Raw genomic sequence first — 24,658 nt, 5'->3', positions numbered from 1 at the left:
TTTACTCGACCGGCCGGTAGAAGCCGGTATGCCGATCGATCGCGTAGCGCTGCACCAGGGCATCCTTGTCCGCGGTGACGATCTCCGCCGTGATCATATCGGCATCCTTCTCGGCGACGGCGCCAAGCTTCAGATGCGGATTGCCGATGATCGCCAGCCAGCGCTGCAAGCGCGCCTGCACATCCTTGACGGAGAGATCGAGATCCGGCCGGCCCATCATACCAGGGCCCATCATCATGGCCGGATACATGCCCGGATACATAGCCTGGTACATGCCCTGGCCGCCGTAACCGGGACAGCCGCCCGGCTCCATCATCCCCGGACTCATCATTCCGGCAGTCATCATTCCGGCAGTCATCATTCCGGGCGTCATCGTCCCGGGCGTCATCGTCCAAGGTGCCATCATCGCACCGAGGTTCATCATCGTCCCGGGATTCATCATCGTCCCGGGATTCATCATCCCCGGCATCGCCTGGCCCGTCATGCCGGGCGGATGCGCCGATGCCGGCACGGCAACGGCGAGCGCGGCCGCCAGGGCCACTGCGGCAGGGCAGAGCAATCGAGCATTGTTCCCGCGCATCGTCAGTTCCTCTTTGCTGCGAGGCCGCCTTCCGCGGCGCGCAACCGAACCGCCGCTTCGCGAGGCGCCTTTCAGCATAAGCGCGGCCCGGCCGGCGGCATTGATGTAGCGCAACGGCATGCCTGAATCACAAAAAGGCGATCAGCAGGGCGGTTCCATTTGCCTGCCGCGCCGCGACTGCCTAATGTTCCCTGGTCCGACAATCGGGCGAAGGGGAGGAATAGATGCAAGACGCCGGCATTGCGGGCACCGCCACGCCCGCGCCGTCCGACCAGATGGTCGAGGAACTGGCCCATCGCCGGCTGCCGCCGCTGCTGCGCGGCATATTCGCGCTGCTGACGCTGACCACCATCGGCATCGTGCTCAACCAGCAATTCAACCTGCATCTGTTCGGCGTCACCGTGGTGGAGAACCGGTATCTCTTCATCCTGGTCGCCGCCACCCTGCCAATGGTTTTCCTTGCCTTCCCCTGGCGCCAGAGCCGGTCCCAGAGCGGCGGCGTGCCGCTCATCGACATCGCCACCGCGATCGTCACCGTCCTCGCCATCGGCTGGTTCGCCTGGCAGGCGGAAAACATCCTCGCCGAAGGCTGGGAATTCTCGCCGCCGCTGATGGCGAAGATACTCGGCACGGTGCTGTGGATCGTCATCCTCGAGGCGCTGCGGCGCACCGGCGGCACGGCGATCTTCGTCATCGTCACGCTGGTGTCGCTGTATCCGGTGGTGGCCGATGTCATGCCCGGCCCGATCCGCGGCATCGGCCAGACGCTGGAGGATACGCTGGCCTATCACATCGTCTCCTCCGAAAGCGCCTTCGGCATTCCGATGCGCGCCTTCGGCGAGATCGTCATCGGCTTCATCGTCTTCGGCGTGGCGCTGAACCATACCGGCGGCGGCAAGTTCTTCAACGACGTCGCCTTCGCGCTGGTCGGCGGCGTGCGCGGCGGCGCCGCGCAGGTCGGCGTGATCTCCTCGGCGCTGCAGGGCTCGATTTCCGGCAGCGTGATCTCCAACGTCATCTCCTCGGGCGTCGTCACCATTCCGGCGATGAAACGCACCGGCTTCCGGTCCGATTACGCCGGCGGCGTCGAGGCGGTGGCCAGCACCGGCGCAGTGCTGATGCCGCCGGTGATGGGCTCGACCGCCTTCGTGATGGCGAGCTTCCTCGGCATCCCCTATGGCGATATCGCGCTGGCGGCCGCCGTGCCGGCCCTGCTGTTCTATTTCGGCCTGGCCGTGCAGATCGACGCCTATTCGGCGCGGCTCGGGCTGAAAGGCATGAAGCGCAGCGAACTGCCCAGCCTCGGCGCCACCATGAAGGCCGGCTGGCTCTACATCCTTGTCTTCGCCGTGCTGATCTTCCTGATGGTCTACGAGCAGCGCGAGGCCGTCGCGCCCTTCGCCGCCACCGCGCTGCTGCTGGTGATCAACCAAGTGCTGCCCTCGCACCGCCTGTCCTGGGCCAAGCTGCTCGACCTGATCGCCGCCGTCGGCCGCGCCCTCGCCGAACTGGTGGCGATCCTCGCCGGCGTCGGCTTCATCATCGGCGCCTTCTCGGTGACCGGCCTCGCCGGCACGCTGGCCAATGACCTGGTCTATCTCGCCGGCAGCAATCCGCTGATCCTGCTGATCATGGGCGCGATCACCAGCTTCTTCTTCGGCATGGGGATGACGGTCACGGCCTGCTACATCTTCCTCGCCATCGTGCTGGCGCCGCCGCTGGTCAAGGCCGGGCTCGATCCCCTGGCGGTGCATCTCTTCATCATGTATTGGGGCATGATCTCCTTCATCACGCCGCCGGTCGCGCTGGCAACCTTCGCCGCGGCGCCGCTCGCCCGCACCTCGCCGTTCAAGATCGGCTTCACGGCGATGCGGCTCGGCGCCGTGATCTATATCGTGCCGTTCTTCTTCGCGCTCAACCCGGCGCTGATCCTCAAGGGCAATGCGTTTGAGGTCATCCAGGTGATCGTCACCGCCTTCATCGGCGTGGCGCTGATCGCGGCCGCGATCCAGGGCTATATGGTCGGCATCGGCCGCCTCGATCAGGGACCGCTGCGCATGCTCGCCCGGCTTCTGCTTTTCATCGCCGGCTTTGCCTTCGCCGCCCCCGGCGGCAACCTGATTCCGGTCAGCAACGGCACGCTCGCCGGCGCCGGCGTCCTTCTCTTCGCCGCCGCTTTTGTCTTGCTGCGCCTGGCCGGACGCGACACACTTGTTTCCGCAACCAAGTGAATAAAAGGGAACGCAGGAGGGAGCTCTCATGAAGCATGCAATCAAGCCGTTGCGCATCGCGCTCGGCGCCGCCGCGATGGCGGCGCTGACGATCACGGGCGGCACTGCCCTGGCGCAGAAGCTGCCGTCGCAGCTGACCTGGACCGCCTATGATGTCGGCTCGGGCGGCTACAACCAGGCGGTTGCGATCGGCAATGCGCTGAAGAACAAGATGGGCGTCACGCTGCGCGTGCTGCCGGGCAAGAACGACGTCTCCCGCACCGTGCCGCTGCGCGAGGGCAAGGTGCCCTTCTCCGCCAACGGCGTCGGCGGCACCTACATGGCGCAGGAAGGCATGTACGAGTTCGGCGGCAAGGGCTGGGGCCCGCAGCCGGTCCGCTCGCTGCTGCTGAACAATTCCGACGCGCTGCTGACCATCGTCGCCGCCGGCGATCTCGGCGTGAAGACGATCGCCGACCTGAAAGGCAAGCGCATCGCCTGGGTGATCGGCGCGCCGTCGCTGAACCAGAACATCACCGCGCTGCTCGCCTATGCCAACCTGACCTGGAACGACGTGACGAAGGTCGAGTTCGGCGGCTTCGGCCAGGCGATGGACGGCATCATCAACAATCAGGTGGACGCCGCCTTCACCTCGACCATTTCCGGCAAGGCCTTCCAGATCGAATCCTCGCCGCGCGGCATCGCCTGGCCGACGGTTCCGCATGGCGACAAGGAGGGCTGGAAGCGCCTGAAGGCGCATGCGCCGTTCTACGTGCCCTTCATGGGCACCGAGGGTGCCGGCCTGTCGAAGGAGAAGCCGGTCGAAGGCGCCACCTATCCCTATCCGGTGCTGATGACCTATGAAAACGTCGATGCCGGCCTGGTCTATGCCATGACCAAGGCGATGGTCGAACTGTTCAACGACTACAAGGACGCGGCGCCCGGCAATATCGGCTGGGACCTCAAGCGCCAGGTCTTCGACTGGGTCGTGCCGGTGCATGAGGGCGCCGTCAAATACTTCAAGGAGATCGGCGTCTGGAAGCCCGAATACGACAAGAGCAATGCCGAGCTGATCAAGCGCCAGAAGGTGCTGGCGGATGCCTGGGCGGCGCATGGGAAGGGCTCGTACGCGGACGATGCGGCGGCGATGAAAGCCTGGCAGAAGATGCGCGCCGATGCGCTCGTCAAGGCCGGCATGGAGCCGGTGCTGACCGAGTGGTGATCCCCGTCGCCGGTTGAATTCGGCGCAATTGCAGCGGGACAATTCTGCGCTTCATTCCCGCTGCGCGGCGACCGTATAGTGAGGCGGCCAATGAAAGGGCCGCCTCATGTCCGCCGACCTTCTGCTCGAGCATATCCGCCGTTCCGCCCGCTACAACCAATGGGCCAACCGCCGGCTCTATGATGCCTGCGCCGCGCTGGCGCCGGCAGGATACTACGCGGCGCGGCCGAGCTTCTTCGGCAGCATTCACGCGACGCTCAATCACATCCTGGTCGGCGACAGCATCTGGCTGGGCCGCTTCAAGAATGCCGTCCCCGCGCATATCACGGCGCTCAATCAGATCCTGCATCAGGATTTCGCACAGCTGCGCGCCGCGCGCGCGGCGAAGGACGACGAGATCATCGCCTATTGCGATGGCATCGACGCGGCGCAGCTGGGCCGGACCTTCACCTACACCAACTCGCGCGGCGAGACCTTCACCGATCCGCTGCTGCCGCCGCTGATGCATTTCTTCAATCACCAGACCCATCATCGCGGCCAGGTGCATGGCCTGCTGAGCCATGCCGGCGCTGCGCCGCCGCCGCTCGACCTGATTCACTATCTGCGCGAGACGGCCTAGTCGGCGGCCGAGGCCTCCGCCGGCTGCGGCTGCCGGCGCAGCAGCGCCGGCTGCCAATCCTCGCGGCAAAGCTCCTCCCGGCTCCAGACGATCTCGCCGGCATAATTCTCCAGGCTGTCGAGCGGCATCGGCGCGCCATCGGTCCAGTTGACGCAATGCGGCCGGAAGCCCCAGCCGATGAGCAGGTCGGCCATTTCCGTCGGCTGGCCATAACGGGACAGATGCTGCGGCTCGTATTCCGTCTGGATCAGGATCGACGGATTGGCGGCGATCATCGCGCGCGCGCCGCGCAGGACATTCGCCTCGAAGCCTTCCACGTCGATCTTGATGTAGTCGATGCGGGCGATGCCGCGCCGGGCGCAGTAATCGTCGAGCGCGACCACCGGGACGGTTTCGCCCTGCTCGGTCCGGGTCGCGATATGGCTCTCGCCCGGATTGCGGCCGTTGAAGGCGATCCGGGTTTCACCGCTTTCGCTGCCGACGGCGAGATTCTCCACCGTGATGTTGCCGTCGCAATTGCGCGCCACGTTGGACAGCAGATAGCCGTAGATGGCGGGATGCGCCTCGAAGCTGACGACGCAGCCCGCGCCGCCGACCTGCTGGCTGGCCGGCACGGCATAGAGGCCGATATTGCCGCCGATATCGAAGAAGACCGAGCCGGGCGGCAGCGCGCGGCGCCAGAAGCGCGTGATGTTGAGATCGCGCTGGCCGAAAATCGCGGCGATGAAGGATGAGATGTTGTTGCGCGGCGAGCGGAACAGACAGCCGCCGCAGGCCTCGAATTCGAGATCGCCGCCGGCCAGCTGCTCGCGCCAGGTGAACAGCAGCGTGCGCAACGCAAACCGCGTCGGATCCTCGTAATAGGGCGGATAATCCCTGATCCAGCGCAACCGACCGATAAAAGGACGCAGCCCCAGGCGCATTGACGTCTCTCCAATTCGCTTTGCTCGTTGGCTGGAACGATTCCTCGGCAGACTGCGGAGATGCGCGCCGGCAATCAAGCCCGCAGGCTATGCGACACCGTGACCTTTTCGTGCCGCGGTCACCTCGTGGTCACGCAGACTTGGTTGTCACGCGCGGGATGCTACGTAATCTTGAATGGTGGTCGGAACAGCAAGAATGGTGGAGCGATGCGCATCCCGTGTGACCGGGTCTGCCGCGGTGGCCATGTATGCCTCGCCGGGATGACCTGCGCATGAGAATCCTGCATCTGAGCACGTTCGACACCGACGGCGGCGCGGCGCGCGGCTCCCTGTGGCTGCACGAGGCGCTGCGCCGGCGCAATGTCGATTCCGCGCTGATGGTCGGCAGCAAGCGCGGCGACGATCCCTCGGTGCTGCGCCTGCCGCTGCTCAAGCGCGTCGCGGCGAAGCTGCGCATGCGCCTCGACGACCTGCCGCTGCGCCGCTACGAGAAGACCGACGAATCCTTCTGGAGCGTCGGCTGGCTGCCCGGCCGGCTCGACCAGGCGGTCAAGGCGCTGGCGCCGGACATCATCCATCTGCACTGGGTCGGCGCCGGCTTTCTGCCGATCGCCGCGCTCAAGCATTTCCACCGCCCGGTGGTCTGGACCCTGCGCGACATGTGGAGCTTCACCGGCGGCTGCCATTACACCGGCGGCTGCGATCAGTATCTCGAGGGCTGCGGCGCCTGCCCGCAGCTCAATTCCGACGATCCGGAGGATCTGTCGCGCCGCATCTGGCGCCAGAAGCAGAAGCATTGGCGCGACGCCGATCTCTGGCTGGTGCCGATCAGCCACTGGCTCGGCGACTGCGCGCGGCAAAGCCCGCTGCTCGGCCATCTGCCGATCGAGGTGCTGCCCAACGGCCTCGACACCGCCGTCTTCCGTCCCTTCCCGAAGGCGACGGCGCGCCAGCAATTCGGCCTGCCGAACAACCGCTGGATCGTCACCTACGGCGCCATCAACGCGATGCGCGACGCCCGCAAGGGCTTTCGCGAATTGCTCGGCGCGCTGGAACTGCTCGGCCGCCATCCCGGCGCCGAGAAGATCCTGCTGGTCGTCTTCGGCGACCTGCAGCCCGGCGACATCCCCGAGACCGGCATCGAGATCCGCCATGTCGGCTACATCAACGACGACGAGCGGCTGACCCGGCTGTATGCCAGCTCCGACGTCGCGGTGATGCCGTCGCTGCAGGAGGCGTTCGGCAAGACGCTGATCGAGGCGATGGCCTGCGGCACGCCGGTGGTCGCCTTCGATCATGGCGGGCCGCGCGACATCATCAGCCATTGCGTCGACGGCTATCTCGCCAGGCCCTTCCGCCCCGACGACCTGGCGCAGGGCATCCTGTGGTGCCTCGAACAGATCGCCTCGGGCAACGATCTCGGCGCGGCGGCGCGGGCCAAGGTGGAAGCCGAATTCGACATCGAGGTGGTGGCCGCGCGCTATCACGAGCTCTACACCCGCATCCTCAGCCCGGCCCGCCGGACCGCCAACGACCAGCCGGCCGCCGGGCCGCATCAGACGCATGAATACATGCCGTCCTTCGACCTCGGCAATATCGGCATCTGCTCGATCATCGGCCAGGGTCTTGCCTTCGGCCTGGGCCTGCTGCCGCTGATCGCCTAGCCGGCTTTGCGCCGGCTTACGATTTCCGTCTGCTCACATTCCGTCTGCTCACATTCCGTCTGCTCACAGGGCCGCGTAGTCGATCTGCGCGAAGCGGTCGAGCGACTTGCCGCCCTGCGGCATCGGGTATTTCAGCCCCGAGGCGCAGTTGAACAGCACCACGCGCTCGTTCTTCTTGATGCGCCCGTCGGCCAGCGTCTGCTTGTAGGCGGCATAGGTCGCGGCGCCCTCGGGGCAGAGCAGCAGGCCCTCGCCTTTCGCCACCTCGTCCAGCCCGGCCGCGATGGCCGCATCCTCGACGGCGATGGCGAAGCCGTTGCTTTCGCGCACGGCGTCCAGGATGAGGAAATCGCCGATCGCCGCCGGCACGCGGATGCCGGAGGCGATGGTATGCGCATTCTCCCACAGCCTGGCATGGCGCTCGCCCTGTTCGAAGGCGCGCACGATCGGCGCGCAGCCCGCCGCCTGCACGGCGATCATCTTCGGGCGCTTCTTGCCGATGAAGCCGATCGCCTCCAGTTCGGCGAAGGCCTTCCACATGCCGATCAGGCCGGTGCCGCCGCCGGTGGGATAGAAGATCGCATCGGGCAGTTCCCAGCCGAGCTGTTCGGCCAGTTCCAGCCCCATCGTCTTCTTGCCCTCGATGCGGTAGGGCTCCTTCAGGGTGGAAGTGTCGAACCAGCCCGCCGCCGCCTTGCCCTCGTTGACCAGCTTGCCGCAATCGTTGATCAGGCCGTTGACCTTGTAGAGCCGCGCGCCCTGCAGGGCGATCTCGTCCATGTTCACCTGCGGCGTATCGTCGGGGCAGAACACCACCGTCTCGATGCCGACATGCGCCGCATAGGCGGCCAGCGCTGCGCCGGCATTGCCGTTGGTCGGCATCGCCATCTTGGTCACGCCCAGTTCCTTGGCCATGCAGACGGCGAGCGCCAGACCGCGCGCCTTGAAACTGCCGGTCGGCAGCCGGCCTTCGTCCTTGACGATCACCGCGCCGCTGGCGCCCAGCGCCCGGGCGAGGCGCGGCAGCGGGATCAGCGGCGTCATCACCTCGCCGAGGCTGACGACGTTTTCGGTGCGCCGCACCGGCAGCAATTCGCGATAGCGCCACCAGTTCGGCGCGCGCGCGGCGATCTTCTCCTTCGTCATCGCCGCCTTCACGCCGGCGAGATCGTAGCGCACCAGGATGGGATAGCCCTTGGGCGAGAGATTGTGCAGCGTATCGGCGGGCAGCCGCTCGCCGGTCATGCCGCATTCGAGATGGGTAACGAAGGTGGGCGTCTCGGGGATGGAAGCGGGTGCGCTCATGGGGCTGGCCTTGCTGGGTTCTACATCGCGGCGGGAGGAAATGATGGCAGTGCAATCAATGCTTCATATCAGTCCGTTTCGCCGCGCTTGTGAACCGTTTCGGTACGGCTTTGGGGCGGATTCGAATCACGTTCCGGCGAATGCGAGTCGCATTCGGTCCGGTTCGGGTCGGATTCAGGCCGGTTCGGGTCGGATTCGGGTCGATTTGCGACGGATGTTCGCCTGGCGGCGCTTATCCGCGCTTAAACCGCGCGGCGGCGCCTTATCTGGCCTGTCTTTCTCTTCTCCCTGTCTCCCTCTTCTCCCTGTCTCCCTCTTCTCTCTGTCTCTTCTTCTCTATTAATCCCGCTTCGCGCCGCCGGCGACGGCAGGCAACCGCTGCGGACCATTCGTGACCGTTCGTGACCGCTGGCGACCGTTTTCGGCCATTCCGGACCGCTCTCCTTTCACCCCTTTCCCATTCTTTTCGTCATGCCCGGCTTGCCGTCATGCCCGGCTTGACCGGGGCATCTCATATCCAGTGGCGGCCACCGGTCCTGGCCGGCGACATGACGCCAACTACAGGAGTATGCCGGAAACCGCAGAAAACCGGTTGCACATTTGGAACATATGGTGTATATAAAACAGGAATAAAATCAAGGCCGGTTTTATCGCCATGCCGCGCCGCGGGCGCAGCCTGGATTTGCGGCGCGCGCAGGAGCGTATATCAGTGGCGAACCGATAGAACCGGTACAACCGGTAAACGGAGCGATGCATGCCCCAGACTCAGACTCAACAACCTCGCCCCCAAACCTGCAAGGGCAGTTGCCATTGCGGCGCGGTGCGATACGAGGTAAGCGGCGCGCTAAAGACGCCGGTGCTGTCCTGCAACTGCTCGATCTGCCGGCGCAAGGGCACGCTGTTCAGCTTCGTGCCGGCCGACGCCTTCAGGCTGCTGGCCGGCAAGGACGCGGTCACCGACTATCAGTTCAACACGAAGAACATCCACCATCTCTTCTGCAGGACCTGCGGCGTGACGTCGTTCGCCACCGGCACGGCACCGAACGGCGCACGCATGGTGGCGGTCAATGTGCGCTGCCTGGAGGATGTCGATCTCGACGCGCTGACCATCACGCGATATGACGGCAAAAGCGCCTGACGCGGCGGCATCGCCCGCAATGCCAAATGCCGGCCGCGACATCATCCCCGACCTGATCGGCCCGGGGCTGAAGCTGGTTTTCTGCGGCTCGGCCGTGGGCGCGGCCTCGACGCGGGCGAAGGCGCCCTATGCCAAGCCGGGCAACAAATTCTGGCCGACGCTGTTCGCCGTCGGCCTGACGCCGCGCCTGTTCAGGCCGCAGGACTGGCATGAGCTGCTGGCGCTCGGCATCGGCCTGACCGACATCAACAAGACCGAATTCGGCAACGACACCGACCTGTCGCCCGCGCATGACGATCCGGCCGGCCTGGCCGCCAAGATCGCGCGCCATCGCCCGGCCATCCTCGCCTTCACCGCCAAGCGGCCGGCGCAGGTTTTCCTGCGGCATGTCTTCGCCGTCAAAACGCCGCCGGCCTATGGCCTGCAGCCGCAGAGATTCGAGGCGACCAGGCTGTTCGTGCTGCCCTCGCCCTCGGGCCGCGCCGGCAGCTTCTGGACCATCGCGCCCTGGCAGGATCTGAAGCGGCTGTACGGCGGGCTGCCGCAAAGCCTGGCGTGACCGCGGCCGCGCGCGGCAGCGGCACGGCTTTATGTCTCGTTTATTTCCTGCGGCTTTTGCGCGCCGCATAGCGGGCGTCGCGGGCTGCCTTCTGCGCCAGCAGCAAGGCGGCAGCTTCGGCGGCCTGACGTTCGGCCAGGGCGGCGGCTTCGGCGGCCCGCGCCTTTGCCGCTGCGGCGGCATGAAGGGCTTCGGCCTCGCGGGCCAGCTTGCGCTCGGCCTGGCGGCGCTCGCGTTCGGCATTCACGGCGGCACGGGCGGCCTGGCGCGCCAGCACGGCCGGATCATCGGCGGCGGGCCTGGCGCGGAATTTCTCCAGCGCGGCCTTGCGCGCGGCGGCGGCGCCGGCCAGCCGGTCGCCGAAGTTTTCGTTCTTATATCCGTTCATTCATCCTGCTTTCTGTATCGCTCTCGAAACCGAAATGACGCCGCGCCATCAGGCAGGCATCGTCGCCGGGTGAACAGGCGCGGCAGACATCGGGGCGCATCGCATAGACGGCGCAAGAGGTCGCTTCGCCGACCCGGCCGTTCAGGGCCGAGCAGCGATCGCCGTCGCACCGCATCCGGCCACGCTCGTCATCGACGAACGCGGCCGGAATGCGGGCCAGCGCGGCATCGTCTTCCAGGGAGAAACGCGGCCAATCGCGCGAAACCGCGCAACAGGCACCGCAGCTTTGGCAGTCGAACGCCGCGCCAGGCTTTTTCGCCACCCGATCAGGCGGCCGAGATGCTGCGGACGGCGATCTTGCCCGAGCGGCTGTCCTGTTCGGTGTCGAACGAAACCTTCTGGCCCTCGGCCAGCGATCTCAGGCCGGCGCGCTCGAGCGCCGAGGCATGCACAAAGACATCCTTGCCGCCGCCTTCGGGCTGAATGAAGCCGAAGCCTTTGGAGCCGTTGTAGAACTTGACGATACCCGTTTGCATGGGGATTTCCTTTGTCAGTGAAGATGGACGGGCGCGGGCGCAACCGATGGCGCCCGGATGCCCGGGTTTCGATATTTGGAGAGAAAGTCGGAAAGCGCGCCCGGCAAAGCCGCAATCAGCAAGTCCAGGGCGAAACAGCCAGATCGTCCGGCCAAAATGTCGATGCCGGAACCCTACGCCCTATCGGCGGCGGAAGCAAGACAATAGCGACGCATGAAAGGAGCGATGCGTAAAAGGGCTCACTCCTTCAGCAGCCCCTTGAGCTGATAGAGCAGATCGAGTGCCTGTTTCGGCGAGAGCGCGTCGATATCGGCGCTGCGCAGGGCGCTTTCGACGGCGGAGGGCGCGGCCGCAGCCGGCGCCGGGGCGGCCAGCGAGAAAAGCGGCAGATCGTCGACCAGCTTGGCCGAGCTTGCCGTCTGGCCGCTTTTCTCCAGGGTGTGCAACACGTCGGCGGCGCGGCGCAGCACCGCCTCGGGCAGGCCGGCCAGCCTGGCGACCTGAATGCCGTAGGAGCGGTCGGCGGCGCCGGGGCCGACCTCATGCAGGAAGATCAGCTCGCCCTGCCATTCCTTCACCTTCAGCGTATGGTTGCTGAGCTGTGGCAGCTTTTCGGCCAACGCCGTCAGCTCGTGGTAATGCGTCGCGAACAGCCCGCGGCAGCGGCTTTTCTCATGCAGGTATTCCACCACCGCCCAGGCGATCGACAGGCCGTCGAAGGTGGCCGTGCCGCGGCCGATCTCGTCCAGGATCACCAGGGCGCGCTCGCCCGCCTGATGCAGGATGGCGGCGGTCTCCACCATCTCGACCATGAAGGTCGAGCGGCCGCGCGCCAGATCGTCGGCGGCGCCGACGCGGGAGAACAGGCGGTCGACGACGCCCAGATGCGCCCGCGCGGCCGGCACGAAGCTGCCCATCTGCGCCAGGATGGCGATCAGCGCATTCTGGCGCAGGAAGGTGGATTTGCCGGCCATGTTCGGGCCGGTCAGCAGCCATAGCCGCTGGCCGTCGCCGAGATCGCAGTCATTGGCGACGAATTGTTCGCCCTGGCCCGCCCGGCCGAGCGCCGCCTCCACCACCGGATGGCGGCCGGCTTCGACATGGAAGGCGAGGCTGTCGTCGATGGCGGGCCGCACCCAGCGGCGCTGCACGGCGAGTTCGGCCAGGGCGGCGGTCACGTCCAGCGCGGCCAGGGCATTCGCCGCCTCGGTGATCGGCTGCGCGGCATCGAGCACCTGGCGCAGCAGGCCGTCGAAAATCTCCAGCTCCAGCGCGATCGCGCGCTCGGCCGCCTGGGCGATCCTGGCTTCCAGTTCGGACAATTCCGGGGTGGAATAGCGCATCGCATTCGCCATGGTCTGGCGGTGGATGAATTCGGCGCCCATCTGCGGCGCGAATTTCGGCGCGATCTCGATGTAATAGCCGAGCTGGTTGTTATGGCGCACCTTCAGCGCGGCGATGCCGGTCCGGCCGGCATATTTCTCCTGCAGGGCGGCGATATGGCGCCGGCTTTCGTCGCGCAGCAGGCGCAGTTCGTCCAGCGCCGCGCTGTGGCCGGCCTTGACGAAGCCGCCATCGCGCTGCAGCAGCGGCAGGTCCTCGGCCAGGGCCGCATCGAGCGCGTCCACCAGGGCGGCATGATCGCCGAGGCCGTCGCGCAGGGCGGCAAGCTCGGGCGGCAAAGCGGCCTCCACCGCCAGCCGGGCGCGCAGCGCGCCGGCCTGGGCGAGGCCGTCGCGCAGACTGGCCAGATCGCGCGGGCCGCCGCGGCCCAGGCTGAGCCGCGACAGCGCGCGCGACAGATCCGGCACGCGGCGCAGCGCGTCGCGGATATCCTCGCGCAGCCGCACCCCGTCGGCGAGATAGGCCACGGCATCGTGGCGCGCGGCGATGCGCTGCGGATCGGTCAGCGGCGCCTGCAGCCGCTGCGCCAGCAGGCGCGCGCCGGCGCCGGTCAGCGTCTCGTCGATGGTGGCCAGCAGCGCGCCGTCGCGCTGGCCGCTCAGGGTTTCGGTCAGTTCGAGATTGCGCCGCGTGGCCGGGTCGATCGCCATCACGCTGCGCGGCGTCTGCTTCACCGGCGGATCGAGCCGCGGCAGCCGGCCGCATTGGGTCAGTTCGACATAGTCGAGCAGCGCGCCGGCGGCGCAAAGCTCGGCGCGGCTGAACGCGCCGAAGGCATCCAGGGTGGCGACGCCCAGGACCGCCCGCAGGCGGCGCTCGCCGGCGATGGAATCGAAACGCGCCGCGGGCAGCGGCGACAGGGCGATTCCCTCGGCCAGGCCCTGGACAATTCCCTGGGCGGTTCCCGGGGCGGCGCCGGCCTGCGCGAGCAGAAGGCGCAACTCGGCCCGCGCCAGCAGGCTTTCGGGCAGCACCAGTTCGCGCGGGCCGATGCGGGCGAGATCGGCGGCGAGCGCAGTCTCGCCGGTCTCGGTCAGGCCGAATTCGCCGGTCGAGATGTCGAGCCAGGCCAGCGCCAGCGCGCCGCCGTCGCTGCCGCCCGCCTGTGCAAGTGCAGCAAGATAATTGTTGCGCCGCGCATCGAGCAGGCTGTCCTCGGTGATGGTGCCGGGCGTGACCACGCGCACCACCTCGCGCCGCACCACGGATTTGCTGCCGCGCTTCTTCGCCTCGGCCGGGTCCTCGGTCTGCTCGCAGACCGCGACCTTGAAGCCCTGGCGGATCAGACGGGAGAGATAGGCGTCGGCGGCATGCACCGGCACGCCGCACATCGGGATCGGCCGGCCGTCATGCTCGCCGCGCCGGGTCAGGGCGATGTCGAGCGCCCGGGCCGCCGTGGCGGCATCGTCGAAGAACAGTTCGTAGAAATCCCCCATCCGGTAGAACAGCAGGCAATCGGGATGCGCCGCCTTGATGGTCAGATACTGGGCCATCAGCGGGGAGGTGCCGGCGGGCAGGTCCGGCGGCCGGACGGGATGTTCTGGCTTGTTCATGGCATGGAGTCGCTGCGGCCGATGCATAGCACAGGAGACAGCCCTTTTAACCCCTCGCGCCTTGGTCTTATGATGAATGCCGGGAAGAGACCCCGAGTTGACTTCGACAAGCAGAGACATATGAGCGAGACAAAAAGCCCGAGCCTGTACGACGACGCCCTCGAATTCCACAAAATGGGCCAGCCCGGCAAGCTGGAAGTCGTCCCGACCAAGCCGATGGCGACCACCCGGGACCTCAGCCTGGCATACAGCCCGGGCGTCGCGGCCCCCTGCCTGGCGATCCAGAAGAACCCGGACACCGCCTACGACTATACCTCGCGCGGCAACATGGTGGCGGTGATCTCGAACGGCACGGCGGTGCTGGGCCTGGGCAATCTCGGCGCCCTGGCCGGAAAACCGGTGATGGAAGGGAAGGCGGTGCTGTTCAAGCGCTTCGCCGACGTCGATTCCATCGACCTGGAAGTCTCGACCGAGGATGTCGACGAGTTCGTCAACTGCGTGCGCTTCCTCAGCCCCAGCTTCGGCGGCATCAACCTGGAAGACATCAAGGCGCCGGAATGCTTCGTCATCGAGCAGCGCCTGCGCGAGCTGATGGACATTCCGGTCTTCCATGACGACCAGCACGGCACGGCGATCATCTCGGCCGCCGGCCTGATCAACGCGCTGCACCTGAGCGGGCGCGACATCAAGGACGTCAAGATGGTGGTCAACGGCGCCGGCTCGGCGGGCATCGCCTGCACCGAACTGGTCAAGGCCATGGGCATGCGCCACGAGAACGTGATTCTCTGCGACACCAAGGGCGTGGTCTATCAGGGCCGCAGCGAAGGCATGAACCAGTGGAAATCGGCGCATGCGGTCAAGACCAGCGCGCGCACCCTGGCCGACGCGCTCAAGGGCGCCGACGTCTTCTTCGGCCTGTCGGTGAAGGGCGCGCTGACGCCGGAGATGCTGAAGTCGATGGCGCCGAATCCGATCGTCTTCGCCATGGCCAATCCCGATCCCGAAATCACGCCGGAAGAGGCCCTGGCCTGCCGCAGCGACGTGATCATGGCGACCGGCCGCTCGGACTATCCGAACCAGGTCAACAACGTGCTCGGCTTTCCGTACATCTTCCGCGGCGCGCTCGATGTGCGGGCGACGACGATCAACGACGAAATGAAGATCGCCGCCGCAGAGGCCATCGCCATGCTGGCGCGCGAGGACGTGCCCGACGAGGTCGCCGCCGCCTACAAGGGCGACAGGCCGAAATACGGCCCCGGCTACATCATTCCCTCGCCCTTCGATCCGCGGCTGATCGTCGAGGTGCCGCTGGCGGTCGCCAAGGCGGCGGTGAAGTCCGGCGTGGCGCGCAAGCCGATCGAGAACTGGAGCGGCTATGCCGCCGAGCTGCGCGCGCGGCTCAATCCCACCGTCGGCTCGCTGCAGATCTTCTTCGACCAGGTGGTGGCCAATCCCAAGCGCGTCGTCTTCGCCGAGGGCGAGGAGGAAACGGTGATCCGCGCCGCGCTGGCCTTCCGCGATGCCGGCTACGGCACGCCGGTCCTGATCGGCCGCTCCGAGCGCATCGAAGCCACCATGAAGGCGATCGGGCTGAAGAATCTCGACGGCTGCGAAATCCACAATGCGCGGCTGTCCGAGCATAACGCGCTCTATACCGACTATCTCTACAAGCGGCACCGCCGCCGCGGCATGCTGCACCGCGACTGCCAGCGGCTGGTCAATCTCGACCGCAACGTGTTCGGCGCCTGCATGGTGGCGCACGGCCATGCCGATGCGATGGTGACCGGCGTGACGCGCACCTATTCCGTCTCCTACGACGGCGTGCGGCTGGCGATCGACGGCGCGCGCGGCCAGCGCGTGATGGGCCTGAGCATCATCGTCGCCAAGGGCCGCACGGTGTTCATGGCCGATACCACGATCACCGAACTGCCCGAGCCGGCGGATCTGTGCCAGATCGCCATGCAGGCCGCCGCCGTGGCGCGCCAGATGGGCCAGGAGCCGCGTGTCGCCCTGCTGTCGCATTCCAATTTCGGCAACGCGCCCGGCGGCGTGGTCGAGAAGGTGCGCCAGGCCGTGCTCGAACTGGATGCGCGGGTGACCGGCGGGCATCCGCTCGATTTCGAATACGACGGCGAGATGTCGGCCGCCGTGGCGCTGAATCCGGACCTGATGAAGCTCTATCCGTTCAGCCGCCTGTCCGGCCCGGCCAACGTGCTGATCATGCCCGGCCTGCATTCGGCGCTGATTTCCTCGCAGCTCCTGCAGGAACTGGGCGGCGGCACGGTGATCGGGCCGCTGCTGATCGGCCTGGAGAAGCCGGTGCAGATCGTGCAGATGGGCGCCAGCGTCTCCGAGCTGGTCAACATCGCCGCGCTCGCCGCCTATAGCGCGATCAGCCAGTAGAGACGGCGACGAATGCGGACGCTCGTTCCGCCCGGGCTGCGCCCGGGCGGGGCAAAGTCATCGGCATACATGCATTTTTGTGGCCGGGCCGTATTTTTGTGACCGCGCCGCGGCTTGCATGGCGGCGCGAATCTCCTAAACCTCCGGCAGCCCTTCCATGCCGGAGCGATCATGCGCATTCTCGCCTTCCTCGCTGTTGTTTTCGCCGCCTGCGCCGCCCAGGCGCAGACGCTCGTCCGCATCGCCTTCATCGATCCGCTGTCGGGTCCGGCCGCCGCGGTGACGCAGAACGGCCTCAATCACTTCAGGTTCATGGCCGAGCGGCTGTCGAACGAGCGGGTCAGGTTCGAGGTCACCGGCTTCGACAACAAGCTCAATCCGCAGGAAACCATCGTGCAGGCGCAGAAGGCGATCGATGCCGGCATCCGCATCATCGCGCAGGGCAACGGCTCGGCGGCGGCCGGCGCGCTGATCGACTTCATCGACAAGCATAACGCGCGCGATCCGGAACATGCCGCGATCTATCTGAACTACGCGGCCGGCGATCCGGTGCTGACCAACGAAAAATGCTCGCCCTATCACTTCCGCTTCGACGCCCATAGCGACATGAAGATGCAGGCGCTGACCCGCTTCATCGCGCAGCGGCCCGAGATCAGGCGCGTCTACCTGATCAACCAGGATTATTCCTTCGGCCGGGCGGCGCGCGATGCGGCGAGGGCGATGCTGGCCGAGCGGCGGCCGGATATCGAGATCGTCGGCGACGAGCTGCACCCGCTGGCCAAGATCACGGATTTTTCGCCTTACGTGGCGAAGATCGCCGCCAGCGGCGCCGACAGCGTGATCACGGCGAACTGGGGCACCGACCTGGCCCTGCTGCTCAAGGCGGCGGCCGACGCCCATCTGCAGGCCGGCTGGTACACCTATTACGCCAGCGCCATCGGCAGCCCGACGGCGATCCGCCAGAGCGGGCTGGCGCATCGCGTCTTCGCCGTGATCGAGGGCCATGCCAATCTCAGGCAGATCGATCGCATGGAAGACGAATACCGCGCCCGCTACGGCGGCAGCGTCAACGTGCCGCGCATCCGCCTCCTGATGGAGATGCTGGCCGATGCGGTGGCGAAGGCCGGCGGCAGCGATCCGCTGCGCATCGCCCGGGCGCTGAGCGGCGCGACGCACCGGACCATGTATGGCGGGCTGGCGACGATGCGCGCGGCGGACCATCAGGTTTTACAGGATTTCTACATCGCCTCGTTCGGACCGCTGGATGCGACGATGCATTACGATGAGGAGAAGACCGGCTGGGGCTGGAAGACCGCCGGCATGATCCCGGCGGCGGCAACCGCCCTGCCGACGACCTGCCGGATGGCGCCGCTGTGAAGGGCGTCGATGCGCCGTCAGCGCTCGCGCATGGCGTGGCGCATGGTGACGAGGTCGATCGGCTGATCGAGTTCCTTGCCGGCGCGCTCGAATCCCTTGCGCCAGTCGTTGAGGTGGCGCCGCGTCCATAGCCGCGCCATCTCCTTGTCGCGCTGGCGCAGCGCCTCGACCAGCATCTTATGCGCCTTGACCAGACGCTGCGCGCCTTCCGGCACGCCGCGGATGACCAGCTCGGTGGTCGGATAGATCAGCATGTTCGAAGGCTCGCGCGCCAGTTCCAGCACGCGGTTGTTGCCGGCCTTTTCCAGGATGATGTGGAATTCGGTATCCAGTTCGGCCACCGCCGCCGCATCCTCCTGCACCTCTTCGGTGGCGGCGATATTGGCTTCCAGCGCCTCGATCACGTCGAGCGTCGCGCGGTCGACGGCGAATTCGATGGTCGCCAGGCTGAGCGCCATCGTCGCTTCCCACAATTCGCGGAAGGTGACCTCGTGCAGGATCAGCGCGCGGGTGACGCGCGTCGTCAGCCGGTTGTAATGCGGCAGGCCGACCGAGAGCCGCCGGCTGGAATCGCGCTGCACCAGGCCGCCATGCTCGAGCAGGCGGATGCCTTCGCGCACGGTGGAGCGGTTCACGCCGAATTGCTTGACCAGCTCGGCCTCGGTGCCGATCGGATCGCCCGGCCGCAAGCGGCCGGTCAGGATCTCGCGCTCGATCGCATCGGCCACCATCTGATAGGCCGGCGTCGGTGTGATGCGAGAGAATTTCTCCGCCGACTCAGACATTTAGCCCTCTTCATCCGGGATTTTCGATTCGGGTGTCGCGATATCATCGGCGTTTCCGACCCGAAGGTCCAGATAAGCGCAACGCCATCGTTGACTTGCGTCGGATTGTCCGACAATCATTAGATCAAGACAACGATAATAATGCGGTGCCGCCGTCATTGCGCGCAAGGCCATGGCGCAGCGGTGCCGCTCGGGAGGCAACGTGACGAGGGCGTTCTCCGCAACGCACAGGCAGATGCTTGGCCTTTACGCAAAGGCCCAGACTGATTCTGTTGCGGCCGATTCCGCTGCCGCGACGGCAGCGGCGCCCTTCCGCTTCATCCGCGCCAAACAGGCAGCCCTGCCGGCTGCGCCGATCCGCCGGCCGCCGCCGTTGCGGATCGCCGCGGATTTTGTCCAACGTCAATTGCCGCTGCGGCACCCGCGCGGCGCGGAGCATGACGAACGGTTTCGGCATCGAACGGAACGGCAGGCGGGCAACGTCATCGCGCGACATATGGCGCCTCGCGCCGCTGCGGCCGCAGCCATTGGTGCAGGGGCGGATTAACTTGACAGCTTTTTCGCGCCTGATGCACGCTTCGCACACATCAAGGAATTCGCTGCATTTGCAGCGGATCGGCGGACCGGAGACCGCCGCAACGAAACAGGATGGAGGAGAGTATGCCGACTAGGTTCGGGAAGGGCATGGCGATCGCCGGTCTGGCGATGGGCATGATGGCGGCGCCGGCATTCGCTGCAGACACGATCAGGATCGCCTATATCGATCCGCTGTCGGGCATGATGGCGCCGATCGGCGAGCAGGGCCTGGCGGATTTCCGCTTCATGGCGGACCGCATCAATGCGGCCGGCGGGGTGGCCGGCAAGAAGCTCGAGATCGTGCCGATGGACAACAAGCTGTCGGCGCAGGAAGCCGTGGTGCAGGCCCAGAAGGCCGTCGACCAGGGCATCCATATCATCGCGCAGGGCAACAGCTCGGGCATCGCCGCGGCGCTGATCGACTTCGCCAACAAGAACAACGAGCGCAATCCGGGCAAGGAAGTGCTCTACATCAACTACGCCGCGGTCGATCCGCCGCTGACGAACGAGAAGTGCAGCTACTGGCATTTCCGCTGGGACGCCAACAGCGACATCAAGATGCAGGCGCTGACCAGCTACATGAAGACCAACAAGAACATCAAGAAGGTCTACCTGATCAATCAGGACTATTCCTTCGGCCACAGCGTGCGCAAGGCGGCGATCGAGATGCTCAAGGCCAAGCGGCCCGACGTCCAGATCGTCGGCGACGAACTGCATCCGATCGCCAAGATCACCGACTTCTCGCCCTATGTCGCCAAGATCAAGGCTTCGGGCGCGGATAGCGTGATCACCGGCAACTGGGGCTCCGACATCGCGCTGCTGCTGAAGGCGGCCGGCGATGCCGGTCTGGAAGCCAACTTCTACACCTACTATGCCGGCGGCGCCGGCGGTCCGACCGCGGTCAAGCAGTCCGGCCTGAACGGCAAGGTCTTCGGCATCGTCGAGGGTCTGGCCAATGCCGGCGGCGGCGACGCCGCGGCCTTCGAAGAGGCCTTCCGCAAGACGCACGACTATGGCTGGACCTATCCGCGCGTGCGCAACGCCGTGGAGATGGTGGCCGAGGCGATCAACAAGGTCGGCTCGGACGATCCGAAGAAGCTGGTTCCCGTGCTGGCGGGCATGAAGCACAAGACCATGTATGGTGGCGAGGCCTTCATGCGCGAGACCGATCACCAGTTCTTCCAGGACATGTACATCGCCAACCTCGTTCCCGTCGGCGGCGATGTGAAGTTCGACGAGGAGAAGACCGGCTGGGGCTGGCACGTGGTCGCCAAGGTTCCGGCGCAGGCCACCATCGTCAACACCACCTGCAAGATGCAGAAGCCGAGCTGATCGGCCGATCCGGACTTGCGGCCCCGGTTTTCCGGGGCCGCTTGCCATCGGCCGCCATTCCCGCGCAAGCCGGCCAGAGAAAGACGTAAGACTGGCTCCTGCTTGCGCCGGCATGGCGGCAGACACAGTTCCGACGGGGAGTGCGCGTGCTCGAGATCATTACCTTCTCAACCTTGAACGGCCTGCTGTACGGGATGCTGCTTTTCCTGCTCGCCAGCGGCCTGACCGTCATTTTCTCGATGATGGGCGTGCTGAATTTCGCGCATGCCAGCTTCTACATGCTGGGCGCCTATTTCGGATTCCAGATCAGCCAGTTCTTCGGTTTCTGGGTCGGCCTGATCGTGGCTCCGGTGCTGGTCGGCGTAATCGGCGCCGTGGTCGAGCGCTACGGCCTGCGCACCGTGCATAAATGGGGCCATGTGCCCGAACTGCTGTTCACCTTCGGGCTGGCCTTCGTCATCGAGGAGCTGGTCAAGATGATCTGGGGCAAGCTGCCGGTCGATTACCAGCCGCCGCCGCTGCTCGACTTCTCCGCCTTCGAGCTGTTCGGCACCACCTATCCGGCCTACCGGATGTTCATGCTGCTGATCTCGATCGCCATCTTCATCCTGCTGCTGCTGATCATGACGCGCAGCCGCGTCGGCCTGATCATCCAGGCGGCGCTGACCCATCCCAGCATGGTGGCGATGCTCGGCCACAACGTGCCGAGGGTGTTCATGATGGTGTTCGGCTTCGGCTGCGGCCTGGCCGCGATCGCCGGCGTGATCGCCGGGCCGGCCCTGGTGACCGATCCGGCGATGGCGCTGACGCTGGGGCCGATCCTGTTCGTCGTCGTCGTCTTCGGCGGCCTGGGTTCGCTGCCCGGCGCCTTCATCTCCGCCATGCTGATCGGCCTGATCCAGACCTTCGCCGTGGCGATCAATTATTCCTTCGGCGATGCGCTCAGCCTGCTCGGCATCGGGCCGCAGACCACCGGCCTGCTGGGCGACCTGTGGCATGTCACCGTGGCCCAGATCGGGCCCCTGCTGCCGTATCTGATGCTGGTGCTGATCCTGATTTTCCGGCCGACCGGCCTTCTCGGCACGCGGGAGAACTGAGCCATGCGCGCAAGCACCACCACCATGAGCACGCCGGCCGGCTTCTTCTCGCTCGACACCCTGCGCCGCTACGGCATCTGGATTCTCACCGCGCTCGTCTTCCTGCTGCTGCCCAAGGTGTTCAGCTCGGGCGCCGCGATCACGACCATGTGCCTGATGGGCATTACCATCGTCTTCGCGCTCAGCTACAACATGCTGCTCGGCCAGACCGGGCTGCTCAGCTTCGGCCACGCCGTCTATTACGGCCTTGGCGGCTTCCTCGCCGTGCACGGCATGAACGTGATCGCCGACGGCCGGCTGCCCGTGCCGCTGCCGCTGGTGCCGCTGATCGGCGGCTTCATGGGGCTTGTCTCCGGCATCGTCTTCGGCGCCGTCTCGACCAAGCGCGGCGGCACCGTATTCGCCATGATCACGCTGGGGCTGGGCGAGCTGATCGCCTCGATGTCGCTGGTGCTGCGCGGCTTCTTCGGCGGCGAAGAAGGCATCTCCACCAACCGCACCAAGATGCTGGCCATGTTCGGCCACAAATTCGGCCCGCAGATCGAGGTCTATTACCTGATCGCCGCCTGGTGCTTCCTCTGCATGGTGCTGATGTTCGCCTTCACCCGCACGCCCCTGGGCCGCATGTGCAATGCCGTGCGCGACAACCCGGAACGCGCCGAATTCGTCGGCTATTCGGCGCAGCGCGTGCGCTTCCTCGCCTTTTCGATTTCCGGCCTGTTCGCCGGCATCGCCGGCGGCCTGACGGCGATCAATTTCGAACTGATAACCTCGCTCAACATTTCCGGCGCGCAATCGGGCGTCGTGCTGCTGATGGCCTATATCGGCGGCATCGGCCATTTCTTCGGCCCGATCCTCGGCGCCGTGCTGGTCACCCTGCTGCAGAGCATGCTGTCGGATTACACCGGCGCCTGGCAGCTCTATTTCGGCCTGCTCTTCATCGCCATGGTGATGTTCGCGCCCGGCGGCCTGGCCGGCCTGGTGATGCTGCATGCGCCGCTCTGGCGCAACGGCACGCTGCTGCGCGTGCTGCCCTATTACGCGCTGATGGCGATCCCGGCCCTGCTGGGCTTCGCCGGCGTGGTGACGCTGATCGAGACGGCGCATCATCAGCTCGTCGCGGCCAATTCCGAAGGCCCGGCGATGCGGACCTTCTACATCGCCTACAATTCCAACAACCCGCTGGCCTGGATCATCGCGCTGGCGCTGATCGCGGCGGGGATTCTGCTCGGCCGGCGCTGGGCCCCGCTGCTGCGCGACGCCTTCGACGCGGCCGCCCGGCCGCAGGCCAAGGCCGCGCAGCACGAGACGACCGGAGGCCGGCCATGAACGTGCAGGCCGCCGCGATGGAACAGACCTCGGCGCAGACGGCATCGCTGGCGCAGCCGCTCGCCCTCGCCCTGGACGACGTGCATAAGAGCTTCGGCGCCACGCCGATCATCCGCGGCGTGACGCTTGCGGTGCGCCAGGGCGAACGCCACGCCATCATCGGCCCGAACGGCGCCGGCAAGTCGACCCTGTTCCACCTGATTTCGGGCCGCTTCCCGCTCTCCTCCGGCCGCATCAGCCTGAACGGCGAGGACATCACCGGCCTGAAGCCGTATGAGATCAACCGCCGCGGCCTGTCGCGCTCGTTCCAGGTCACCAACATCTTCCCGCGCATGACGGTGTTCGAGAATCTGCGCTGCGGCGTGCTGTGGCATCTCGGCTACCGCTATTCCTTCTGGCAGAACGTGCGCAAGCTCAACGACGCCAACGAGCGCGCCGCGCATATCCTGCACGAGATCGGCCTTGCCGAACGCGCCGACATGCCGGCGGGGCTGCTCACCTATGCCGAGCAGCGCGCCCTGGAGATCGGCATCACCATCGCCGGCGGCGCCGCCGTGGTGATGCTGGACGAGCCGACCGCCGGCATGAGCCGTTCGGAGACGACGCATTTCGTCGATCTGATCCGCAAGGTGACCGCCGGACGCACGCTGATCATGGTCGAGCACGACATGAGCGTGGTCTTCGACCTGGCCGACCGCATCTCGGTGCTGGTCTACGGCCAGGTGATCGCCACCGACACGCCCGAGCGCATCCGCAACAACAAGGCGGTGCAGGAGGCCTATCTCGGCCAGGCCCTGGACGGCGAGCACTGACGATGAGTGAAGCGATGCTGCAAGTGCGCGATCTGCACGCCTATTACGGCAAGAGCCATATCCTGCATGGCGTCTCCTTCGAGGTGAAGCCGGGCGAGATCGTCTCGCTGCTGGGCCGCAACGGCGTCGGCCGCTCGACCACGATCAAGGCGATCATGGGCGATGTGCCGCCGCAGGGTTCGATCCTGTTCAAGGGCGAGGAGATCGCCGGCAAGAAGCCGCATGAGATCGCCCGCAAGGGCCTCGGCTATGTGCCGGAGAACCGCGACATCTTCCCCGGCCTCACGGTGCGCGAGAATCTCTATCTCGGGCAGAAATCCGCCAAGCAGGGCGGCCGCTGGTCGATGCAGGACATGTTCGAGATCTTCCCGCGCCTGGAAGAGCGCGCCGATACGCCGGCCGGCGTGCTCTCAGGCGGCGAGCAGCAGATGCTGACCATGTGCCGCACCCTGATGGGCGATCCCGACCTGATCATGGTCGACGAGCCGACCGAGGGCCTGTCGCCGATGATGGTCGAGCATGTCGGCAAGCTGCTCGAACGCATCGCCGAGCGCGGCATCTCGATCCTGCTGGTCGAGCAGAAGCTGACCATCGCGCTCAAGATCTGCCAGCGGCTCTATGTGATGGGCCACGGCCATATGGTGTTCGAAGGCAGCCCCAAGCAGCTCATGGAGAACGCCGCCATCCGCAAGGAATGGCTGGAGGTCTAGAGCGTAGTTCGATGTCTCTGAATCGTGTCTTGGGACCTGTTTGAGACGGTGGTGAGTCCTTTGTGAGTCGGCGCCGGTTTTGGGTTTCGGGTTTTCGACGAATCAGATTCACCATCCCTGCTGGTAGGAGGTCAGC

General features: G+C 66.2%; 22 protein-coding genes. 13 read left to right on the top strand and 9 right to left on the bottom strand.

What is annotated here, in order from left to right; all coding sequences use genetic code 11:
• Nucleotide 1: 1 nt before the first annotated feature.
• A complete protein-coding gene (locus tag VF194_RS08915; RefSeq protein WP_330890134.1) occupies nucleotides 2–580 on the bottom strand; it encodes a hypothetical protein in 579 nt (192 codons plus the stop codon).
• Between the two features lie 224 nt (nucleotides 581–804).
• Here VF194_RS08915 and VF194_RS08910 point away from each other — a divergent pair, with 224 nt between their 5' ends.
• The 3 genes from VF194_RS08910 (at nucleotide 805) to VF194_RS08900 (ending at nucleotide 4,631) form a co-directional block, all read left to right on the top strand.
• Complete coding sequence (locus VF194_RS08910; RefSeq protein WP_330890132.1) at nucleotides 805–2,811, top strand: TRAP transporter fused permease subunit; 2,007 nt, start codon at nucleotides 805–807, stop codon at nucleotides 2,809–2,811.
• Between the two features lie 28 nt (nucleotides 2,812–2,839).
• Nucleotides 2,840–4,012, top strand: coding sequence for a TAXI family TRAP transporter solute-binding subunit (locus VF194_RS08905; protein ID WP_330890130.1), 1,173 nt, complete (start codon nucleotides 2,840–2,842; stop codon nucleotides 4,010–4,012).
• 106 nt (nucleotides 4,013–4,118) lie between these two features.
• Nucleotides 4,119–4,631 (top strand): DinB family protein, encoded by a 513-nt coding sequence (locus VF194_RS08900; protein WP_330890128.1) that lies wholly within the window; start codon nucleotides 4,119–4,121, stop codon nucleotides 4,629–4,631.
• Here VF194_RS08900 and VF194_RS08895 read toward each other — a convergent pair.
• Complete coding sequence (locus tag VF194_RS08895) at nucleotides 4,628–5,554, bottom strand: FkbM family methyltransferase (RefSeq protein WP_330890126.1); 927 nt, start codon at nucleotides 5,552–5,554, stop codon at nucleotides 4,628–4,630. The genes VF194_RS08900 and VF194_RS08895 overlap by 4 nt on opposite strands.
• Nucleotides 5,555–5,826: 272 nt before the next feature.
• Between VF194_RS08895 and VF194_RS08890 the strand changes: the two genes are divergently transcribed.
• A complete protein-coding gene (locus tag VF194_RS08890) occupies nucleotides 5,827–7,218 on the top strand; it encodes a glycosyltransferase family 4 protein (protein ID WP_330890125.1) in 1,392 nt (463 codons plus the stop codon).
• Between the two features lie 63 nt (nucleotides 7,219–7,281).
• On the opposite strand, the gene VF194_RS08885 is transcribed toward VF194_RS08890, so the two are convergent.
• Complete coding sequence (locus tag VF194_RS08885) at nucleotides 7,282–8,523, bottom strand: threonine synthase (RefSeq protein ID WP_330890123.1); 1,242 nt, start codon at nucleotides 8,521–8,523, stop codon at nucleotides 7,282–7,284.
• A gap of 754 nt (nucleotides 8,524–9,277) precedes the next feature.
• Between VF194_RS08885 and VF194_RS08880 the strand changes: the two genes are divergently transcribed.
• Entirely contained in the window at nucleotides 9,278–9,661 is a 384-nt protein-coding gene (locus tag VF194_RS08880; protein ID WP_330890120.1) for a GFA family protein, read from the top strand.
• A 19-nt stretch (nucleotides 9,662–9,680) separates the two neighbouring features.
• A complete protein-coding gene (locus VF194_RS08875; protein WP_330890119.1) occupies nucleotides 9,681–10,220 on the top strand; it encodes a mismatch-specific DNA-glycosylase in 540 nt (179 codons plus the stop codon).
• 40 nt (nucleotides 10,221–10,260) lie between these two features.
• Here VF194_RS08875 and VF194_RS08870 read toward each other — a convergent pair whose 3' ends face one another.
• The 4 genes from VF194_RS08870 to mutS all read right to left on the bottom strand — a co-directional run bounded on the left by VF194_RS08870 (nucleotide 10,261) and on the right by mutS (nucleotide 14,101).
• The gene (locus tag VF194_RS08870) at nucleotides 10,261–10,608 is read right to left on the bottom strand and encodes a DUF6481 family protein (RefSeq protein WP_330890116.1); all 348 of its coding nucleotides are present in this window, start codon (nucleotides 10,606–10,608) and stop codon (nucleotides 10,261–10,263) included.
• Nucleotides 10,595–10,930 carry a YkgJ family cysteine cluster protein gene (locus VF194_RS08865; protein ID WP_330890114.1) on the bottom strand — a complete coding sequence of 112 codons (336 nt, stop codon included), beginning with the start codon at nucleotides 10,928–10,930 and terminating at the stop codon, nucleotides 10,595–10,597. The genes VF194_RS08870 and VF194_RS08865 overlap by 14 nt, the downstream gene beginning before the upstream one ends.
• 4 nt (nucleotides 10,931–10,934) lie before the next feature.
• Nucleotides 10,935–11,144, bottom strand: a complete 210-nt coding sequence (locus tag VF194_RS08860) for a cold-shock protein (protein ID WP_330890112.1) — start codon at nucleotides 11,142–11,144, stop codon at nucleotides 10,935–10,937.
• A gap of 239 nt (nucleotides 11,145–11,383) precedes the next feature.
• Nucleotides 11,384–14,101, bottom strand: a complete 2,718-nt coding sequence (gene mutS / locus VF194_RS08855; protein ID WP_330890110.1) for a DNA mismatch repair protein MutS — start codon at nucleotides 14,099–14,101, stop codon at nucleotides 11,384–11,386.
• A 120-nt stretch (nucleotides 14,102–14,221) separates the two neighbouring features.
• Between mutS and VF194_RS08850 the strand changes: the two genes are divergently transcribed.
• Both VF194_RS08850 and VF194_RS08845 read left to right on the top strand, forming a co-directional pair.
• Complete coding sequence (locus tag VF194_RS08850; protein WP_330890109.1) at nucleotides 14,222–16,504, top strand: NADP-dependent malic enzyme; 2,283 nt, start codon at nucleotides 14,222–14,224, stop codon at nucleotides 16,502–16,504.
• Nucleotides 16,505–16,675: 171 nt separating this feature from the next.
• Nucleotides 16,676–17,881: a branched-chain amino acid ABC transporter substrate-binding protein gene (locus VF194_RS08845; RefSeq protein WP_330890107.1), complete on the top strand. Its 1,206-nt coding sequence runs from the start codon at nucleotides 16,676–16,678 to the stop codon at nucleotides 17,879–17,881.
• A gap of 17 nt (nucleotides 17,882–17,898) precedes the next feature.
• Here VF194_RS08845 and VF194_RS08840 read toward each other — a convergent pair whose 3' ends face one another.
• Both VF194_RS08840 and VF194_RS08835 read right to left on the bottom strand, forming a co-directional pair.
• Nucleotides 17,899–18,666: a FadR/GntR family transcriptional regulator gene (locus VF194_RS08840; RefSeq protein WP_330890105.1), complete on the bottom strand. Its 768-nt coding sequence runs from the start codon at nucleotides 18,664–18,666 to the stop codon at nucleotides 17,899–17,901.
• Between the two features lie 124 nt (nucleotides 18,667–18,790).
• Complete coding sequence (locus VF194_RS08835; RefSeq protein WP_330890103.1) at nucleotides 18,791–19,162, bottom strand: hypothetical protein; 372 nt, start codon at nucleotides 19,160–19,162, stop codon at nucleotides 18,791–18,793.
• A gap of 164 nt (nucleotides 19,163–19,326) precedes the next feature.
• Here VF194_RS08835 and VF194_RS08830 point away from each other — a divergent pair, with 164 nt between their 5' ends.
• The 5 genes from VF194_RS08830 to VF194_RS08810 all read left to right on the top strand — a co-directional run bounded on the left by VF194_RS08830 (nucleotide 19,327) and on the right by VF194_RS08810 (nucleotide 24,522).
• The gene (locus tag VF194_RS08830) at nucleotides 19,327–20,574 is read left to right on the top strand and encodes a branched-chain amino acid ABC transporter substrate-binding protein (protein ID WP_330890102.1); all 1,248 of its coding nucleotides are present in this window, start codon (nucleotides 19,327–19,329) and stop codon (nucleotides 20,572–20,574) included.
• Between the two features lie 146 nt (nucleotides 20,575–20,720).
• Nucleotides 20,721–21,671: a branched-chain amino acid ABC transporter permease gene (locus VF194_RS08825; protein ID WP_330890100.1), complete on the top strand. Its 951-nt coding sequence runs from the start codon at nucleotides 20,721–20,723 to the stop codon at nucleotides 21,669–21,671.
• 3 nt (nucleotides 21,672–21,674) lie between these two features.
• Complete coding sequence (locus tag VF194_RS08820) at nucleotides 21,675–23,000, top strand: branched-chain amino acid ABC transporter permease (RefSeq protein WP_330890098.1); 1,326 nt, start codon at nucleotides 21,675–21,677, stop codon at nucleotides 22,998–23,000.
• Nucleotides 22,997–23,812: an ABC transporter ATP-binding protein gene (locus VF194_RS08815; RefSeq protein WP_330890096.1), complete on the top strand. Its 816-nt coding sequence runs from the start codon at nucleotides 22,997–22,999 to the stop codon at nucleotides 23,810–23,812. Before VF194_RS08820 ends, VF194_RS08815 begins: the two co-directional genes overlap by 4 nt.
• 2 nt (nucleotides 23,813–23,814) lie before the next feature.
• The gene (locus tag VF194_RS08810; RefSeq protein ID WP_330890094.1) at nucleotides 23,815–24,522 is read left to right on the top strand and encodes an ABC transporter ATP-binding protein; all 708 of its coding nucleotides are present in this window, start codon (nucleotides 23,815–23,817) and stop codon (nucleotides 24,520–24,522) included.
• Nucleotides 24,523–24,658 lie beyond the last annotated feature (136 nt).

It is taken from the genome of Ferrovibrio sp. (assembly GCF_036381655.1).
GTDB lineage: Bacteria > Pseudomonadota > Alphaproteobacteria > Ferrovibrionales > Ferrovibrionaceae > Ferrovibrio.
The sequence above is the reverse complement of the archived record's forward strand: the minus strand, read 5'-3'. Positions and strand labels throughout refer to the sequence as shown.

Excerpts from the sequence above, each read along its gene's own strand:
- VF194_RS08840 (WP_330890105.1), bottom strand. The coding sequence starts at position 18,666 with ATGTCTGAGTCGGCGGAGAAATTCTCTCGCATCACACCGACGCCGGCC.
- VF194_RS08905 (WP_330890130.1), top strand. The coding sequence starts at position 2,840 with ATGAAGCATGCAATCAAGCCGTTGCGCATCGCGCTCGGCGCCGCCGCG.
- VF194_RS08810 (WP_330890094.1), top strand. The coding sequence starts at position 23,815 with ATGAGTGAAGCGATGCTGCAAGTGCGCGATCTGCACGCCTATTACGGC.
- VF194_RS08915 (WP_330890134.1), bottom strand. The coding sequence starts at position 580 with ATGCGCGGGAACAATGCTCGATTGCTCTGCCCTGCCGCAGTGGCCCTG.
- VF194_RS08870 (WP_330890116.1), bottom strand. The coding sequence starts at position 10,608 with ATGAACGGATATAAGAACGAAAACTTCGGCGACCGGCTGGCCGGCGCC.
- VF194_RS08815 (WP_330890096.1), top strand. The coding sequence starts at position 22,997 with ATGAACGTGCAGGCCGCCGCGATGGAACAGACCTCGGCGCAGACGGCA.
- VF194_RS08885 (WP_330890123.1), bottom strand. The coding sequence starts at position 8,523 with ATGAGCGCACCCGCTTCCATCCCCGAGACGCCCACCTTCGTTACCCAT.
- VF194_RS08900 (WP_330890128.1), top strand. The coding sequence starts at position 4,119 with ATGTCCGCCGACCTTCTGCTCGAGCATATCCGCCGTTCCGCCCGCTAC.
- VF194_RS08835 (WP_330890103.1), bottom strand. The coding sequence starts at position 19,162 with ATGTCGCGCGATGACGTTGCCCGCCTGCCGTTCCGTTCGATGCCGAAA.
- VF194_RS08890 (WP_330890125.1), top strand. The coding sequence starts at position 5,827 with ATGAGAATCCTGCATCTGAGCACGTTCGACACCGACGGCGGCGCGGCG.
- VF194_RS08860 (WP_330890112.1), bottom strand. The coding sequence starts at position 11,144 with ATGCAAACGGGTATCGTCAAGTTCTACAACGGCTCCAAAGGCTTCGGC.
- VF194_RS08895 (WP_330890126.1), bottom strand. The coding sequence starts at position 5,554 with ATGCGCCTGGGGCTGCGTCCTTTTATCGGTCGGTTGCGCTGGATCAGG.
- VF194_RS08820 (WP_330890098.1), top strand. The coding sequence starts at position 21,675 with ATGCGCGCAAGCACCACCACCATGAGCACGCCGGCCGGCTTCTTCTCG.
- VF194_RS08910 (WP_330890132.1), top strand. The coding sequence starts at position 805 with ATGCAAGACGCCGGCATTGCGGGCACCGCCACGCCCGCGCCGTCCGAC.
- VF194_RS08830 (WP_330890102.1), top strand. The coding sequence starts at position 19,327 with ATGCCGACTAGGTTCGGGAAGGGCATGGCGATCGCCGGTCTGGCGATG.
- VF194_RS08845 (WP_330890107.1), top strand. The coding sequence starts at position 16,676 with ATGCGCATTCTCGCCTTCCTCGCTGTTGTTTTCGCCGCCTGCGCCGCC.
- VF194_RS08880 (WP_330890120.1), top strand. The coding sequence starts at position 9,278 with ATGCCCCAGACTCAGACTCAACAACCTCGCCCCCAAACCTGCAAGGGC.
- VF194_RS08850 (WP_330890109.1), top strand. The coding sequence starts at position 14,222 with ATGAGCGAGACAAAAAGCCCGAGCCTGTACGACGACGCCCTCGAATTC.
- VF194_RS08875 (WP_330890119.1), top strand. The coding sequence starts at position 9,681 with ATGCCAAATGCCGGCCGCGACATCATCCCCGACCTGATCGGCCCGGGG.
- mutS (WP_330890110.1), bottom strand. The coding sequence starts at position 14,101 with ATGAACAAGCCAGAACATCCCGTCCGGCCGCCGGACCTGCCCGCCGGC.